At 66.8% G+C, this 15,404-nt stretch carries 16 protein-coding genes; 8 read left to right on the top strand and 8 right to left on the bottom strand.

Features of this window, described 5'->3' with window-relative positions:
* The coding region (locus ABZW16_RS39110) for a CoA transferase (RefSeq protein ID WP_354961192.1) at nucleotides 1-1,871 on the bottom strand (1,871 nt) is incomplete at its 3' end.
* A 169-nt stretch (nucleotides 1,872-2,040) separates the two neighbouring features.
* Between ABZW16_RS39110 and ABZW16_RS39105 the strand changes: the two genes are divergently transcribed.
* Genes ABZW16_RS39105 through ABZW16_RS39095 form a run of 3 tightly spaced genes read left to right on the top strand, consistent with a single transcriptional unit; the run spans nucleotide 2,041 to nucleotide 5,016 of the window.
* Complete coding sequence (locus ABZW16_RS39105; RefSeq protein ID WP_354961191.1) at nucleotides 2,041-2,802, top strand: class I SAM-dependent methyltransferase; 762 nt, start codon at nucleotides 2,041-2,043, stop codon at nucleotides 2,800-2,802.
* 22 nt (nucleotides 2,803-2,824) lie between these two features.
* Complete coding sequence (locus ABZW16_RS39100; RefSeq protein WP_354961190.1) at nucleotides 2,825-4,234, top strand: carboxylesterase family protein; 1,410 nt, start codon at nucleotides 2,825-2,827, stop codon at nucleotides 4,232-4,234.
* Nucleotides 4,231-5,016 (top strand): tyrosine-protein phosphatase, encoded by a 786-nt coding sequence (locus tag ABZW16_RS39095; RefSeq protein ID WP_354961189.1) that lies wholly within the window; start codon nucleotides 4,231-4,233, stop codon nucleotides 5,014-5,016. The genes ABZW16_RS39100 and ABZW16_RS39095 overlap by 4 nt, the downstream gene beginning before the upstream one ends.
* Before the next feature lie 107 nt (nucleotides 5,017-5,123).
* Here the strand turns inward: ABZW16_RS39095 and ABZW16_RS39090 are convergent, their stop codons facing one another.
* Genes ABZW16_RS39090 through ABZW16_RS39060 form a run of 7 tightly spaced genes read right to left on the bottom strand, consistent with a single transcriptional unit; the run spans nucleotide 5,124 to nucleotide 10,936 of the window.
* Nucleotides 5,124-6,551 carry an MmgE/PrpD family protein gene (locus tag ABZW16_RS39090; protein ID WP_354961188.1) on the bottom strand — a complete coding sequence of 476 codons (1,428 nt, stop codon included), beginning with the start codon at nucleotides 6,549-6,551 and terminating at the stop codon, nucleotides 5,124-5,126.
* A complete protein-coding gene (locus ABZW16_RS39085) occupies nucleotides 6,548-7,378 on the bottom strand; it encodes an aldolase/citrate lyase family protein (RefSeq protein ID WP_354961187.1) in 831 nt (276 codons plus the stop codon). The genes ABZW16_RS39090 and ABZW16_RS39085 overlap by 4 nt, the downstream gene beginning before the upstream one ends.
* A gap of 19 nt (nucleotides 7,379-7,397) precedes the next feature.
* Nucleotides 7,398-7,856: a nuclear transport factor 2 family protein gene (locus ABZW16_RS39080; RefSeq protein ID WP_354961186.1), complete on the bottom strand. Its 459-nt coding sequence runs from the start codon at nucleotides 7,854-7,856 to the stop codon at nucleotides 7,398-7,400.
* Between the two features lie 23 nt (nucleotides 7,857-7,879).
* Nucleotides 7,880-8,071 carry a ferredoxin gene (locus ABZW16_RS39075; RefSeq protein ID WP_354961185.1) on the bottom strand — a complete coding sequence of 64 codons (192 nt, stop codon included), beginning with the start codon at nucleotides 8,069-8,071 and terminating at the stop codon, nucleotides 7,880-7,882.
* A complete protein-coding gene (locus ABZW16_RS39070) occupies nucleotides 8,049-9,239 on the bottom strand; it encodes a cytochrome P450 (protein WP_354961184.1) in 1,191 nt (396 codons plus the stop codon). The genes ABZW16_RS39075 and ABZW16_RS39070 overlap by 23 nt, the downstream gene beginning before the upstream one ends.
* A 3-nt stretch (nucleotides 9,240-9,242) precedes the next feature.
* Nucleotides 9,243-10,073, bottom strand: coding sequence for a cyclase family protein (locus ABZW16_RS39065; protein WP_354961183.1), 831 nt, complete (start codon nucleotides 10,071-10,073; stop codon nucleotides 9,243-9,245).
* Nucleotides 10,070-10,936 carry a CoA ester lyase gene (locus ABZW16_RS39060; RefSeq protein ID WP_354961182.1) on the bottom strand — a complete coding sequence of 289 codons (867 nt, stop codon included), beginning with the start codon at nucleotides 10,934-10,936 and terminating at the stop codon, nucleotides 10,070-10,072. Before ABZW16_RS39060 ends, ABZW16_RS39065 begins: the two co-directional genes overlap by 4 nt.
* A gap of 217 nt (nucleotides 10,937-11,153) precedes the next feature.
* Here ABZW16_RS39060 and ABZW16_RS39055 point away from each other — a divergent pair, with 217 nt between their 5' ends.
* The 5 genes from ABZW16_RS39055 to ABZW16_RS39035 form a co-directional block, all read left to right on the top strand.
* Nucleotides 11,154-12,359, top strand: coding sequence for a cytochrome P450 (locus ABZW16_RS39055; protein WP_354961181.1), 1,206 nt, complete (start codon nucleotides 11,154-11,156; stop codon nucleotides 12,357-12,359).
* 23 nt (nucleotides 12,360-12,382) lie between these two features.
* Entirely contained in the window at nucleotides 12,383-12,577 is a 195-nt protein-coding gene (locus ABZW16_RS39050; RefSeq protein WP_354961180.1) for a ferredoxin, read from the top strand.
* 10 nt (nucleotides 12,578-12,587) lie between these two features.
* A complete protein-coding gene (locus ABZW16_RS39045) occupies nucleotides 12,588-13,637 on the top strand; it encodes an aldo/keto reductase (protein ID WP_354961179.1) in 1,050 nt (349 codons plus the stop codon).
* Nucleotides 13,638-13,660: 23 nt separating this feature from the next.
* Entirely contained in the window at nucleotides 13,661-14,929 is a 1,269-nt protein-coding gene (locus tag ABZW16_RS39040; RefSeq protein ID WP_354961178.1) for a cytochrome P450, read from the top strand.
* A 34-nt stretch (nucleotides 14,930-14,963) separates the two neighbouring features.
* Nucleotides 14,964-15,404, top strand: a 441-nt coding sequence (locus ABZW16_RS39035; RefSeq protein WP_354961177.1) for an LLM class flavin-dependent oxidoreductase, incomplete at its 3' end; no start/stop codon positions are given.

Raw genomic sequence — 15,404 nt, 5'->3', positions numbered from 1 at the left:
TTGATGAGTTCGGTCAGTCGTGGGCGGCGAATGCAGGCCCGCAGCACCGGCGGTGTGGTCACCAGCAATCCGACGCGCTGGGTGGCGAGAATATGTTCCGCCTGATCGAGAATATGCCGCACATACGCGTCAACCTCGTCCGACTTGTTTTCTGCAACAAGCTTCTTGACCCATCGGGGGTCCATATCGATACAGAATTTGACGGTGTTCTGGCGTTCGGCGATGTAGTCGTACATGCAGCCGATCTTGTGCGGTCCCGTCGGAGTGAGCACCAGGATGTTGGACGGTGCCCGGTCCGCGAACTGCGGCCCCTTCAGCATCCGATCGACGGCGCTCGCGATCCAGTCGGGCATCAGGATGGCGCGCTTCGGCGCGCCGGTGGTCCCGCCGCTCTCGAATACCCGGGGAGCCGCCGGGTTCGGACCGTAGCCGCGGGGAATCAGCTCCTCGACCGGCACGGTGCGCAGCTCGTCCACGATATTCGGGAAGAGCCGCAGATCGTCGAAGGTCCGGATATCGGTCAGCGGATCGAAATCCAGCTGGCGCGCGCGGCGTAGCCAGAACGGCGATCCGGTCTCCGCCCCGAAATGCCAGCGCACGGCCGTCCGCAGGTATTCGTCGGGATCGGCGGGGTCGATCGCCGGATCCAGCAGCTGCCAGCGCTGCTCCTCGACGGTTGCGGTCATCGGTCTCCTCCCGTTCAGGACATCGTCGGTGTGCTCGCCCAGTCGCGGGCCCGCCCATCGAATTCGGCCCGGCGTCGCGGACAGTCGGAACGCCACATTCGGTATGCGGACGCTGTCCAGCTCGTCATCGGGCACGCGAACCGTCACTTCCCGCGCCAGGAAGTGCGGGTCCCGCAGCACGTCGTCGACCTCGTAGATCGGCGCGGCGGCGGCGCCGACCTGCTCGAACGCGGCGATCACCTCGTCACGGGAGTATCGGCCGACCCATTGGGCGAGCGCGTCATCGAGCGTCTCGCGGTGCGCCGCGCGGCCGCGGCCGGTCGCGAACCACGGTTCTTCGGTGAGTTCGGGGCGGCCGACCAGCCGGATGACCCGTTCGGCCACCGACTGCGCGGGCGCCGAAACGGCCACCCAACGCTCGTCGGCGCATCGGTAGACGTTGCGCGGGGAGTTGTTGTCCGAGCCGTTGCCGACCCGTTCCGGCTTGATGCCGAGTTTGTCGTAGGCGGTCACCTGCGCGCCCATCGCCGCGATCATCGCCTCGGTGATCGCGACATCGGCCACCTGCCCGCCACCTATCCGAGGCCTGGCGTGCAAGGCGATCAGTGTCGCGCAGGCGGCATGCAACCCGGCCAACGCGTCTGCGAGGGGGAACGCGGGCAGGAGCGGCGGACCGCCCCGCTCGCCCGAGATCGCCGCCAGCCCGCTCATCGCCTCGGCCAGGGTGCCGAATCCCGGCCTGCCCGCGTAGGGACCGTCCTGGCCGAATCCGGTTACTCGTGTCACCACCAATTGCGGGTTGACCTCGTGCAATACCGCGGGGGAAAGGCCCCAGCGCTCCAGCGTGCCGGGCCGGAAGTTCTCGATCAGCACATCGGCGTCGGCGACCAGTTCGAGAAATTTGTCATGATTTCTCGAATCCTTCAGGTCCATGATCACACTCTTCTTGTTGCGATTGACTACCTTCCACAACAAGGCGACACCGACACTCCGGTGGCCGTACCCGCGCAGCGGATCGCCGGCGGGCTGTTCGATCTTGATCACCTCAGCGCCGAAATCCGCCAGCATGGCCGCCGCGAACGGCGCGGCGAGCAAGGTCCCGATGTCGATGATTTTCACATCGGCAAGGGGCAACGGGCCATCGGGCATTACCTCGCCTTCCGGCAGCGGCGGAATACTGGACATTGCCTATTTCTAGCCCATCGACGGGTGGCGTCGTAAAGTGAACTTTAGTACATCAGCCGACCGCGCTGTACAAAGGTTCACTTTACAATGGCGGAGCTCCACGGTTATATCTGAAACCGTGCGCCATTGGCGTGCCGCAGTCGATCCGAGTGGCAGGGGAATCGTCCGCATGTCGTTCAGCACACGCCATCTCGACCGCGAGCGCGCCGAATCGTTCGGTACCGTGGCCGAGGAATACGAGCACTATCGCCCGGACTTCCCGCAGGCCCTGGTCGACGACCTCGCCCAGTTGACCGCAGCGAATGTGCTCGATGTCGGCTGCGGCACCGGAAAGGCCGCCGCCGCGCTGGCTGGGCGCGGCTTTTCCGTTCTCGGGCTGGAACCGGACGAACGAATGGCCCGTTTCGCGCAGCGCAAAGGTATTCCCGTAGAGATATCGAATTTCGAGACATGGCAGGCAGGCGACCGGCGGTTCGATTTGATTATCAGCGCTGACGCCTGGCATTGGATCGACCCGATCTCCGGCGCACGGCAGGCGGCGAAACTCCTGTCGCCCGGCGGGCATATCGCCCGATTCTGGAGTTTCTATGAACTGGATTCCGCGATACTCGATGAATTCGATGATATTTACCGAGAATGTGCACGAGAAACGCAGGTCGGCGGCGGTAGGCAGAAAAGCACCGAAGGTGTTCACGACCCACTGGTGAACGACACGGATTTCGTCGCGGTGACCCAGCGGAATTATCACTGGGAACTCACCATGAACGCTGACGAATGGATCGGACTGATCACCACGTTCAGCGATCACCAACGGCTCGCGCCGCCCGACCGTGCCGTCCTGTTCGCGCGGCTGCGCGCGGCGATCGAGCATCGCGGCGGCGCCGTCCGCGCCACCGCGGGAACATTTCTTCAGCTGGCCCGGCGGATATGAATTCGGCAGACGAGGAGTCAGCGTGCTGACGATCGAGACAACCTCCGGACGCATGCGCGGATTCCTCGATCGCGGGGTCCCGAACTGGCGGGGAATACCGTACGGCCGAATTCCGGCGCGGTTTCGCCCGGCCCGGCCGGCCGCGGCCGTATCGACCGACCCGACCGATGCCGTTCGTTGGGGACCGGTGAGCTGGCAGGTCCCCATGGGGGTGACACCGCAACGCTGGAACCCGCTGTACCTGGACGCGGTGCAGGCCGAGGACTGCCTCAACCTGAACATCTGGTCGCCGCGCCCCGAACCCGGTGCCGGACAACCGGTCCTGGTCTGGTTCCATCCAGGCAGGCATATGGTCGGTGGCACAATGCGGACCATCGATCCGTGGACCTATGCCGGACGGCACGGCCTCGTCGTGGTGACCGCCAACTACCGGCTGGGACCGTGGGGCTGGCTGCCGTTGGACGACCTCGATCCGGAATTCGCCGACAGCGCCAACCTCGGCGTGCGCGACCAGCTGCTGCTGTTGCACTGGGTGCGGGACAATATCGCGGCGTTCGGCGGAGATCCGGACAATGTGACGCTCTTCGGCCTGTCGACCGGCGGAAACGACGTGGCGACCCTGCTGGGCACCCCCTCGGCGGCCGGGCTGTTCCACCAGGCCGCGATCTACAGCGGCGGCGCCGATACACACCATCACCGTGCCGATGCCGCCGACCTCGCGCGGCGCTTCCTCGCCGCCTCTGGTGACCTCGCGCGCGGTCCCCGTGACCTGGTGAATGTGCCGAATGTTGCGCTGCGGTACAGCCATTCGCAGACCATGCTCGCCGGTTCGGTGCGCTACCGGGCGGTGATCGACGGCGACCTCATCCCGCGCCCACTGCTGGACTCGATCGCCGAACGAACGACCACCTTGCCCGTCCTGGTGTCGGTGACCTCCGAAGAGGCGGGAATTCTGGAGCTCGCCCGGGGCGCGGCGGTCGATGCCAAATACGCCGCCTGTTTCGGGGCGACCGATGACCCGGCGCGGGAGGAGAAGATCGCCCGGTTGTCGGCCGAACTCTACGTACGCCCGGCCGAACACCTGCTGGCCGCACTGCACAGTTCCGGAGCAGCCTGCTGGGCCCAGGTATTCGACTACCACCCCACCATCTCGCATCTGGCCGGCTATCCGCACATCGCGCGCCGTGCCGTGCACGCCGCGGACACCTCGGCGCTGTTCAGCGACCCGGCCGGTCCGGAAGGAACCGACGCCGATCGCGCGGTCGCGACACAAGAACAGAACGGGCTGGTCGACCTGGCCCGCCATGGCACTCCGGGATGGCCCGCATACACCCCGGAGCAGCCGCTGGCCAAATGGATCGGCCCCTATCCCCCGGACACCGCGGCCATGCGACCACTGCCCACCGACACACCGACCGGAGTACTGCGATGAACGCCGACAACCGCTGGATCAACCTCGAAGGCGCGGTGAACGTGCGCGATCTGGGCGGGTTGGCGACGACATCGGGCGGTGCCACCGGTTTCGGCCGAGTGATCCGCGCCGACGGTCTGCAGGATCTCACCCCCGCGGATATCGAGCACATCACGAGCACACTGGATGTCCACGATGTCATCGACCTGCGCAGTGAACCGGAGGTCCGGCTCTCCGGCCCCGGCCCGCTCACCCGCGTAGACAGCATCACGATCCACCACCTGTCGCTGTTCGCGGAAACCGAGAAACCGGACCGGGTGGACGTCGACCGGACCATGCCCTGGCACCGAGCGCCCGCGAACGGCGCGACCAAACCGTTGGGCTCGACCGGCCACTACCTGCGCTATTGCACCGAACGACCGGATTCCGTCGTCGCGGCGCTGCGGATCATCGCGCGTGGCGCGGGCGCCACTATCGTGCACTGCGCGGCGGGCAAGGACCGAACCGGGGTGGTGTGCGCGCTGGCCATGGATGCGATCGGGGTGCGCAGGGACGCCATCGTCGCGGACTACGTCCAGACCGGCGACCGGATGCCCGATATCGTGGCGCGGCTGCGCGCCAATGTCCTGTACGCCGCCGATGTGGCGGCGCGGCCGCTGTCGAGTATGCAGCCGCAGCCGTCTTTCATACGTGACCTGCTCAACGCATTCGACGACCACTTCGGCGGCGTGCGCCAATGGCTCGGTGCACACGGGTGGACCGAGGACGATCACCGGGAGCTACAGGGTCGTCTGCTCGATTGAGAACGCCGGACCGTCCCGTTCGCCGTTGTCGATGGACGCGGTTCCCAGGCCGCGGGGCAGCAGTAGCGGCCACAACCATTCGGTGTCCTCGGCTCGACTCGCCGATGTCACGTGGTCATCGGCTCAGCCTTCCGGTCACGCAGTGCCGCGGTCAACGTGGTGAGGTCCGTCGCGGTCGGCAGCGCGCCCGTCAGTTCGGCGATGTATTCGGCCTGTGCGGGTGTGCTGACCCGCTCGGCGTTGATCCGGAATTTAGTGAGCAATTCCGCCGGGGTGAGCGGGTTTTCGGGGCCGCCCCGGTTCACCGCGATCCGTTCGACATGGCTGGAACCGTCGGCGAGTTCGGCGGTCAGCACCGCGGGGAATTGTTGCGGAAAGATGCTGGTGCACTGCGCGTCCGGGATTACCCGGACCTTCGCGGCCAAGGCGAGCCGGTCTGCCGAACGCACAGCGGCATCGGTGAAGTCCGCATGGGACACGCCGAGTCCACCCCCGCCGAGCAAGGCCGCCGCGACCGTGAACGGTCCGCTGAAAGCACCGTGATAGCCCGAACTCGGCCGGATCTTCGCCGCACGCGGTTCGCCGATCGCGTGCACCACCGGCGCGGGGAGGCCAAGGGTCAGCGCCGTGATCGAACCAGGGTCGACCACCGCCGACCGCAGCCGCAGTGCGGCATCGATGCCCGCGTGGGTGAAGTGGTTACAAGGATAGGGCTTGACGAATACCCGCCGGGCTTCCCATCGCGTCCCGAGCCCCGCGGTGAGCTGATCGGCGTCGGCCCGGTCCCCGCAAAACGCGGTGAGGAACCCGAAGCGCCCCTCCAGTGCCGTCGGCGGCCCGGTCAGCCCGTGCCGGGCCAGATCGGCGGCGGCCACCCCGGCGTGTGCCGCCCAGCCGCAGTGCACGCGTTTGACGGTGCCGCCGGTCCGGTTCGCCTCGATGATGCCCGAACCCATGCTGCAGGCGATGCCGATGACCGAGGCCAGCTCCGCCTCGTCGAGTCCGTACAGCATGCCGGCGGCGACGGCCGCGCCGACCGTGCCGCAGATCGCGGTGGCGTGCAGGCCGCGGTCGAAGAAGATCGAATTGTGTGCGGCCGGTTCATATCCCGCCATGCCGAGGCGGCAGGTGACCTCGATGCCGATCGCGGCGGCATCCAGCAGCGCGGCGCCGGACGCGCCGACGGCCTCGGCGACGGCGAGCGCGGCGGGCAGCACCGCCGCGGACGGGTGCAGCACCGAGGGCAGATGGGTGTCGTCGAAATCCAGGCTGTGCGCGAGGGTTCCGTTCACCAGCGCGGCGGCGTGGGCGGGCAGTCGCCGGGCCGTCGAGATCGCCGTGGCTTGCGGTGCGCCGCCCCAGGATTCAGCCATGGCGGATACCGCAACGGCGGCGTCGGTCGGCACCGCGGCGAGGCTGTTGCCGATCAGATCCAGTACCCGCCCGGCCATCTCGTCGCGGAAGTCGCGCGGCAACCCCTTCCGTGCGACGGTGTGCGCCAGTTTGGCCAAGTGCTGTGCGGGAGTGGGGTTCACGCGCCTACCTCTCTGCGGGCGAGCGCCTCGGCAAGGTCGACCACCCATTTCGCATTGGCCAGCAGCGCGGCATCGACGAATCTCCCCTGATCGTCGAGCCAGGCGGCATCCGCTCGGCCGAGCTGGCCGTGCAGCCGGGCGCGCGCCGCGGCCACCTCGCCGGGATCCGGTGTGAAGAGCTGGTTTACCACGCTCACCTGTTTGGGGTGCAGGACCGATCGACCGAAAAAGCCGCGCTCCTTGGCCGTTCGGGTATCCACGTTGAGGCCGTCCAGGTCCGCGACGTCGGTCCAGGCCGCCAGCGGCGGGCTCGGCAGCCCGGCGGCCCGGCTGGCGTTGACGACGCGCTGGCGCGCCCAGTCCAGTGCGCCGAGATCGCCGAGCCGCAGATCCGCCATGAGATCGGCCTCGCCGAGGGACAGCAGGGCGACGCCGGGGTGCGCGGTGGCGATCCGGTAGGCGTTCTCCACGCCCAGCGCCGATTCGATGATGGCGTGCACGGCCAGCCCGGAATCCAGAGCCACCCTGCGGACCCGGTCCGGATACTCCGCCTTCGGCAACCGCAACCCGGCCGCGGACGTTCCGGCCAAAGCCGCCAGATCTGCCGCGCCCCAGGGCGATTCGAGTGCGTTGAGACGCACCCAGATCGGCTTCGGCCAGTCCGCCGCCAGCGCCGCGGTCACCTGGTCGCGGGCAAACCGCTTCGCGTCGGCGGGCACCGCGTCCTCCAGGTCGAGCACGACGGCGTCGGCCTGCCCGGCCATGGCCTTGTCGAGCAGCGCGACCCGATGGGCGGGCACATAGAGCCAACTGCGAATCGGTTCCACCACAACCACCTTCCGGCGCTCAGTAGCGCCGTTCGCCGCTCCCCGTCAGCGGTGACCACCACTGGTTGTAGTTCGTCTCGCCGGCCCCGAAGATGCCGCCGTACCCCTCGACCACCTTGCCGTTCTCCCACTTGAGCATTTGCACTCCGGAGATGTCCAGGACGTCGAACGGCGACGTGCTGCCCTCCGGTGCACCCTTACGCACCGCGTGAATCCGGTTGGCGTCCACCGAATACCCGTCCTCGTTGTTGATCAGCAGGGTGATCGGCTGCATCGTCCATGACCCGCCCGAGGCCGCCAGCATCCCCGCGACGTAGGACAGGAAGTCATCGATTCCGACGCGCCAACCGGCCTCGGCATGGCTGCCCGGCGCCAGGAAGCGCAGGTCTTCGGACCAATACTGGGCCGTCTTGTCGCGGTCGCCGGAGCTGACCGCCGCGTAGGCGGCGGCTACCAATTCTGGGGTGATCTCGGTCATCTCTTCTCCATTGCTCGATGTGGTCACCGGATACTTATGGCCTGCTCTGGGCAGTTGGCCGCGCAGCGGCGCATGAGTTGTTCCGACCCCGCGGGCACCGGGCCGGTCAGGATCACCACCCCGTAGCCGAGGTCGTCGCAGTCGAATACCTCCGGGGCCAATCCCATACAGCGCAGGTGTCCCTGGCATTTGTCAGCGTCGATCAGTACGCGCATGCGAACCCCCGAGGTGCAGATCCAGTCGGCGCGGCCCCCAGACGTGCCCGGTCGACCACTTCACGGCGTCGCCGGACGCCAGGCTGAATTCCGGGATCGCGCGCAGCCATTCCTCGAGCGCGATCCGCATTTCCATCCGGGCCATCGATGAGCCGATACACCGGTGAATGCCGACACCGAAGGCCAAGTGGCGGTTGACCTCCCGATCGATTTCGACCCGATCGGCGCCCGGGAACTGCGCGGCGTCCCGGTTGGCCGACGGCAGCCCGAGCAGGATCGAATCCCCCGCGCCGAGTCGCACACCGTGGAATTCGGTGTCCTCGGTGACGACCCGCGCGATCTGGACGGGGGCGTAGGCACGCAGGAACTCTTCGACCGCGGTCGGGATCAGCTCCGGTTCGGCCACGAGCCGCTTGCGGTCCTCGGGATGCCGGGCCAGATGCCACAGGCTGCTGCCGATCGCGCTCCAGGTGGTATCGATGCCCGCGGTGATGATCAGCACCAGTGACCCGATCAATTCCGGACCGGTCAGGGTCCGGCCGTCGATCTCGGCGGACAGCACGCAGCTGACCAGATCCTCGCCGGGTTCGCGGCGGCGCTCCGCCAGCAGTTCCTCGAGGAACTGCTGGGTCTGCGCCATCGCGGCCTGGATCTCGGCCATCTCGTTGGATTCGAGCATGGCGCGCATGCGTTCGGCGAACTCGTCCTGGCGATCGTCGGGTAGGCCGATCATCTGGGCCATGAACCGCGACGGGATCTTCTTGGCGTACTCGGCCGCGGCGTCGCACTCGTCCCGGCCCGCGATGGTCGCGAGCAGTTCGCGGGCGTGTGCACGCACCGACGGTTCCAGCGCCTTGATCTGGCGCGGGCTGAAGGCGGGCAGCAGGGTGCGCCGGAACGGGCCGTGCCGCGGCGGGTCGAGGGTGATCGGCGGCCGTTCGGCCAGGTCGTCGCCGAAGGCGTTCTTGGGCACGCTGATCGAGACCGATGAGAACAGCTCGGGATTCTTGGCCACGTCATCGACGGCCTGATAGTTCGCCGCGATCCAATAGCCGCCGTGTTTTTCGCTGTGCGCCACCGGGCAGCGCGCGCGGATATCGTCGTAAGCAGTGAAGGGGTCGTCCGCGATCGGCGCGGCGAAGAGATCGAAATCGTTGTCGGAGGGCATAATTCACCGGCCTAGCAGAGCGAGAGGGCGGACCGGGGATCCGGTGCCGCCGAGGATTTTCAGTGGCGCGAGCACGAAGCCGAACTCCACCGCGGCGCGGCGGGTGAGCTCGTCGAACCGCATGTTCTCTACGATGTGGACGCCGCCGTCGACGAGCATGATCCGGTGCACTGGCATGATCGTGTGACCACGTCCGGGCGGGATCTGTTCGAAAGCGGTGGTGTCGGTGCCTGCTGCGCGAATTCCCTTGGCTACCAACCAGTGCGCGGCGTCAGGCGTCACTCCGGGCACGCCGGTGGCCTGTCCGAGATAGGCCTGCGGGTCGGTCCACCAGCGGCTCCAGCCGGTGTTGATCAGACAGACCTCGCCCGCGGCGGGTTCGACGCCGCTGCGGCGCGCCGCGGCGGCCAATTCCGTCGCGGTGATTCCGTGCCCGGCGGGCAGGCAGTCGACGCCGTGCAGCGCCGCGATATCGAGGAAGACCGCCCGGCACACCATCGGCGCGACGGTGTCGATGCCGTGCACGGAAAAGGCGCCGCCGCGTTGGGCCTCGGCGCTGTCCGCGCCGCCGTGCAGCCGACCGTCCTGGGAGACATGGGAAAGGGCGTCCATATGGGTGCCGACGTGTCCGCCGGTCGTGATGATCTCGCTGGCCGACGAGCCTCCGTCGGCGCGGACCACATCGCCGTGCCGACGAGCCAGTGCCATCCGGAACCCCGGATGATTCGGCGAGCACGGCATGCCATTTGCCAACGGCTGGGCCAGATCCAGGATCTCCACCCCCCTCGACAACGCGGCGAGCAGCCGGTCGGTGGTGGTTTCGGCGCCGGTCATGCCAGGTCCGGGAGTAGGTCCAGTGCGCGGGCCAGCTCCAGCACCCGGCGCGCGTTCGCCAGGATGGGCGGCGCGACGAGGCGTTGCCGGTCCGATACCACCACCGCCGTGTCCTGTTCCCCGGCCCGATCGGCTGCCTCGCAGATGCCGATCGCCTCGGCGATCTCGTCGGGCGCGGGCCGGTACACCTGGTGAATGATCGGCAGCTGGTCGGGGTGAATTGCCATGCGCCCCAAGAATCCGAGCCGTTTGCCGTGGACACAGCTACTTCGCAGGCCCTCGGGGTCGCGGACCTCGGCATAGACGCTCTGACACGGACTCGGCAGTCCTGCCGCACGCGAGGCCATGACCACGCGAATGCGGGCGGCGTCCATCGTCTGGCCGTCCAGTTCGCAACCCAAGTTCACGCGCAGATCCGATTCGCCGAGCCCGAGCATCGTGACCGCGGGCGCGGCGGTGGCGAGCGGGTAGGCCTGCTCCAGCGCGGCGGCCGATTCGATCAGCAGATGGATATCGGCCGGATGGCCGATCTCGGCCAGCAGCCCGCTGACCTGGCGCAGGTCGTCGACGCCGCCCACCTTCGGTATGCGCAGCCCGCGTAGCGCGGGCCCGGCGGCCGCGAGCACATCATCGGCGCACAGCCCGCTCGCCACGGAGTTCACCCGCACGAACGTCGGCTTGGCGACGCGGCCCGCGACGACGTCGGAAATCACCTCGCGGGCGTATTTCTTTTTCGATTCCGGTACGCCGTCCTCGAGATCGAGCACGACGGCGTCCGCGTCCGAGGCGTAGGAGCGTTCGATTCTGCTCGTGTGATGACCCGGCACATAGAGATAGCTCAGAAATAATGATCCGGAACTCACGGATTGCCCTGCAGAATGGTGTGGCTCGGAAAGTTGCACTACATCCCCCAAGGCGGACATCTCGGCAGCATCACAATGCGATCGGCAGCGGCCGGTCAGCGTCGAATCATTTCTACGCAGAATGCGCCGGAAATGTAAGTGAACCTTCGTACATGGCAAATGCTCGTGTACCAAGGTTCACTTTACGTGGATCTGCTCGCTCGGTAGGACTGAAAGCATGTCGACACCACCGGAGGCACCCTTCTATCCGATGGCGCGGACGCCGAGCTGTCCGCTCGAGCTACCGCGGGAACTGCGGGAGATCGCCCGGACCGCCCCGGTTTCCCGCGTGCGGATCTGGGACGGCAGCACGCCCTGGCTGATCACCGGATATGCCGAGGGCCGCGCGGTGCTGGCCGATTCGCGCGCCAGTTCCGATCAGAGCATGCCTGGATACACGTTCGCGGCGCCGCAGGCGAAGGCCTTCCACACCCGCAACCGCTCCATGCCCACCGTCGACGATCCCGAGCACGCATACCTGCGACGCATGGTGACCGCGGATTTCGCGAACCGGCGGATGGAAAAGCTGCGCCCCTCCTTCCAGCGGACCGTCGACGAACTGATCGATGCCATGCTCGCCGCCGGGGCCGGCGCTGACCTGTTTTCCACACTGGCCGTGCCGATGTCGTCCAAGGCGATCTGCGAGATCCTCGGCGTGCACGACAGCGAGGGCGAACGCTTCGCCGCACTCGGCAAGATCATGGCCGTGCCCGGCTCCTCCGACGAGGTACACCGGCAGGTCATCGAAGATATGCGCGCCCTGCTCGGCTCGCTGGTGGAGCGCGCCAAGACCGCACCGGGCGAGGGCGTGATCGGGCATCTGGTGCGTGCGGGCGAACTGCCCGACGACGAGATCGTCGCCACCGCACTGCTGTTGATGGCCGCCGGGCACGGGGCGACCGCGCACATGATCACGCTCGGGACGATGGCGCTGCTAGCCCATCCGGACCAGCTCGCCGAGCTGCGCGAGTCGGAAGACCCGGCGTTCATCGCCAATGCGGTCGAAGAACTGTTGCGCTACCTCAGCGTGGCACACCTGGGCAGGCGACGGGTGGCCATGGACGATATCGAGGTCGGCGGCGTTCTGATTCGCGCCGGCGAGGGCATCATCGTCGCGACGGATACGGCGAATCACGATCCGCAGGCCTTCGCGGGTGACCCCGACGAACTCGATCTGCACCGCGATGCCCGGCATCATCTCGCCTTCGGATTCGGCATCCATCAGTGCATCGGCCAGCAACTCTCCAGGGTGCTGTTGCAGGTGGTCTACGGAACACTCTATCGGCGCATCCCCACGCTCGAACTGGCCATTCCGGTGGAGGATATTTCCTACAAACTCGTGCTCGCCATCTACGGCGTCAACGCGCTCCCGGTGAAATGGTAACAAGCTAGGCGAGGAGAGAACTCTTGGATATCCATTTGGACAGAGATAAATGTATCGGCTCCGGCCAGTGCGTACTAGCCGCGCCCGAATGGTTCGACCAGGATGACAACGGAATAGCCTTCGTACTGCCCGGCACGGTATCCGACGACACGCTGGCCGAGGTGCGCCAGGCGGAATACACTTGCCCGGCGCTTGCCATTGCGGTGGACTCGGCATAACGCGATGCCCATGAAATATGTGCCGCTCGGCGCCAGCGGGCTCGGCACCTCGATCTACGCGCTCGGCACCGCGACCTTCGGCGACAGCACCGACGAGGACGAGACGATCCAGGTGCTGGACACCTTCGTCGACGCGGGCGGTCTGCTGATCGACACCGCGGACGCCTATACCGACGGCCGCGCCGAGCAGCTCATCGGCCGATGGTTGCGCACCAAATCGCCACAGGTGCGCGAGCAGGTCCTGCTATCGACGAAGGGCGGCGGCTACACCACCACCGCGGGCCTGAATCAGTGGGGTAACACCCGGCACAATCTGACCCGCGTGCTGGAGATATCCCTGCGCAGCCTCGGCGTCGATTGCCTCACCCTGTATCAGGCGCATACCTGGGATCCGTTGACGCCGTTGGAGGAAACCCTGCGTTTTCTCGATGATGCGTTGCGGGCCGGGAAGATTCGCTACGCCGGGATCTCCAACTACACCGGCTGGCAGCTGCAGAAAACGGTCGATCTGACGGAGACGCTGGGGCTTACGACACCGATCACCTTTCAAGCGCAGTACAGCTTGCTGTGCCGGGAGGTCGAATGGGAGATCATCCCGGCGGGCCTGCACAACGGTCTCGGGTTGCTCGCGTGGTCACCACTGTCCGGCGGCCTGCTCAGTGGTAAGTACACCCGGCACGAAACCCCAACGGAAACTGCGCGATTCGCCGATCCGACGGCGCGCGGCAAGATGCACGACGCCTACGTCAACGCCCTGTATAGCGCCCATGTGACGCGCGAACGCACCTGGCTCGTCCTGAAGCTGCTCGGCGAAATCGCCGTCGCCAGAAATGTCACGCCCGCGGCGGTGGCATTGGCCTGGGTGGCGGCGCGACCGGGCGTCAGCGGTGTGGTCCTCGGTGTCCGGACCGCCGAGCAGCTCGCCGCCAACCTCGAGGCTCGCTCGATCACGTTGTCCGATGACGAGACCGAGCGCCTGAACGAGGCGAGCGACCCGGGCGGGTCGGGATATCCCTACGGCAGCTTCGGTGCGATGCAGCGGAGCCGGGCGATCGAATGACGGCATCGAATGCGAGGACGAGAATGTCGAAAGACCCCTGGGAAACAGACTTCGATCACCACTCGGCGGAATACGCCGCCGACCCCTGGGCCACGAATATTTCGATGAACACCCATGCCCCGGTGTCCTACAGCCGGCGGCACGGCGGCTTCTGGCTGATGGCCGGATTCGACGAAGTATCCCAGGTCGCACATCAACCCGAGCTATTCTCCTCGGCGCACGAGCTGCCCAATACGCCCGGTCGGCCGCAGGGCACCGTCGTTCCCGCGTCCACCTTCCGCGGCCTGCCGCTCGAAATCGATCCGCCCGAATTTACGGAATGGCGCAGGGCACTCAATTCCTTCTTTTCGCCACCGGCCGCGCGGCGGTTGCGGCCACGCATCCAGCAGTACGCCTCGTGGTGCGTCGATAAATACATCGAGACCGGTGAGATCGATCTGGTGCTCGATCTGTCCAACCCGGTGCCCGCGCTGATCACGCTCGAACTCGTTGGTTTGCCGATGGAGGACTGGCGCGTATTCGCCGATGTCCTGCATGCCCTGGTCTATACCCTGCCCGGGACACCCGAATTCGACCGCGTCGAGGCCGATTTCGCGCGGCTGATCGAAACGGTACGTGCGTTGGTCCCGCAGCGCCGCGCCCATCCGCAAGACGATTTCGTGAGCTTCCTGACCCAGCTCGAGATCGGCGGGAAGAAACTCGACGACGAAGATGTCGTCGCGGTCTGCAACGCGGTCATACCCGGCGGGGTCGACACCACGACGGCCCTGCTCGCCTCGACGCTGGACTACCTGGACCGCAATCGAGAAGCCAGGAAGCGGCTCATCGAATCGCCCGAACTGATCCCCGATGTGTGCGATGAATTCCTGCGGTATTTCACGCCGGTCATGGGCGCCGGGCGGACCGCCATGGCGGACGCCTCCGTGGGCGGCTGTCCGATCCGTAAGGGTGACCGGGTGCTGTTGTCCTGGGCCGCGGCGAATCTGGATGCCAAGGTCTTCCCGAATCCGGAGCTGATCGACCTGGATAGGGACGCAGGCAAACAGGCCGCGTTCGGGATCGGCATCCACCGGTGCATCGGACGCCATATCGCCAGGATGGACTTCGAGGTCGTCATCGGCGAGGTACTGGCGCGGATGCCCGATTATCAGATCGTCGAAGGCGCGGCCGAGAAATATCCCACTGTGGGGCAGATCCACGGCTACATGCAGATGCCCGTCCGGTTCACGCCCGGTGCGCGGATCGGATCGCAACCATCGAGTCCCCCGCTGCCCGCGGCTCTCTCTCATTGATCCGGCCGAGCACAGCAGAAACGCAGGAGAAAACATGGCGCAGCAACCCAGGGTATTGCGGCTAGGGGCGATCATCGACGGTCCGGGCGGCCACATCTCCGCGTGGCGGCACCCGTTGACCAAGCCGGATGCCCAGCTCGACTTCGACTTCCACCGCCGCAATGTGCACACGCTCGAGCGCGGCATCTTCGACTGCGTCTTCGTGCCCGACGTCGTCGCGCTCTGGGGCACCGACGTGCAACATTTGAGCAGAACTGCCCGCAACGAGCATTTCGAGCCACTCGCGCTGCTGTCGGCCTTCGCCGCGGCGACCGAGCACATCGGGGTCGCCGCGACCGCGACGACGACCTACAACGACCCCTACGATATCGCCCGCAAATTCGCCTCCCTCGACCATCTCAGTGGCGGCCGGGCGGGGTGGAACGTGGTGACCTTGGCATCGATGTCGCGCAGTCCCGTCGCGCACCATATCGTC

It is taken from the genome of Nocardia sp. NPDC004604 (genome assembly GCF_040609795.1).
Classification (GTDB): domain Bacteria; phylum Actinomycetota; class Actinomycetes; order Mycobacteriales; family Mycobacteriaceae; genus Nocardia.
The sequence above is the reverse complement of the archived record's forward strand: the minus strand, read 5'-3'. Positions and strand labels throughout refer to the sequence as shown.

Bases quoted from the DNA above. Each gene is read 5' to 3' on its own strand.
- ABZW16_RS39105 (WP_354961191.1), top strand. From the start codon at position 2,041: ATGTCGTTCAGCACACGCCATCTCGACCGCGAGCGCGCCGAATCGTTC.
- ABZW16_RS39070 (WP_354961184.1), bottom strand. From the start codon at position 9,239: ATGCCCTCCGACAACGATTTCGATCTCTTCGCCGCGCCGATCGCGGAC.
- ABZW16_RS39080 (WP_354961186.1), bottom strand. From the start codon at position 7,856: ATGACCGAGATCACCCCAGAATTGGTAGCCGCCGCCTACGCGGCGGTC.
- ABZW16_RS39075 (WP_354961185.1), bottom strand. From the start codon at position 8,071: ATGCGCGTACTGATCGACGCTGACAAATGCCAGGGACACCTGCGCTGT.
- ABZW16_RS39040 (WP_354961178.1), top strand. From the start codon at position 13,661: ATGTCGAAAGACCCCTGGGAAACAGACTTCGATCACCACTCGGCGGAA.
- ABZW16_RS39065 (WP_354961183.1), bottom strand. From the start codon at position 10,073: ATGACCGGCGCCGAAACCACCACCGACCGGCTGCTCGCCGCGTTGTCG.
- ABZW16_RS39055 (WP_354961181.1), top strand. From the start codon at position 11,154: ATGTCGACACCACCGGAGGCACCCTTCTATCCGATGGCGCGGACGCCG.
- ABZW16_RS39095 (WP_354961189.1), top strand. From the start codon at position 4,231: ATGAACGCCGACAACCGCTGGATCAACCTCGAAGGCGCGGTGAACGTG.
- ABZW16_RS39045 (WP_354961179.1), top strand. From the start codon at position 12,588: ATGAAATATGTGCCGCTCGGCGCCAGCGGGCTCGGCACCTCGATCTAC.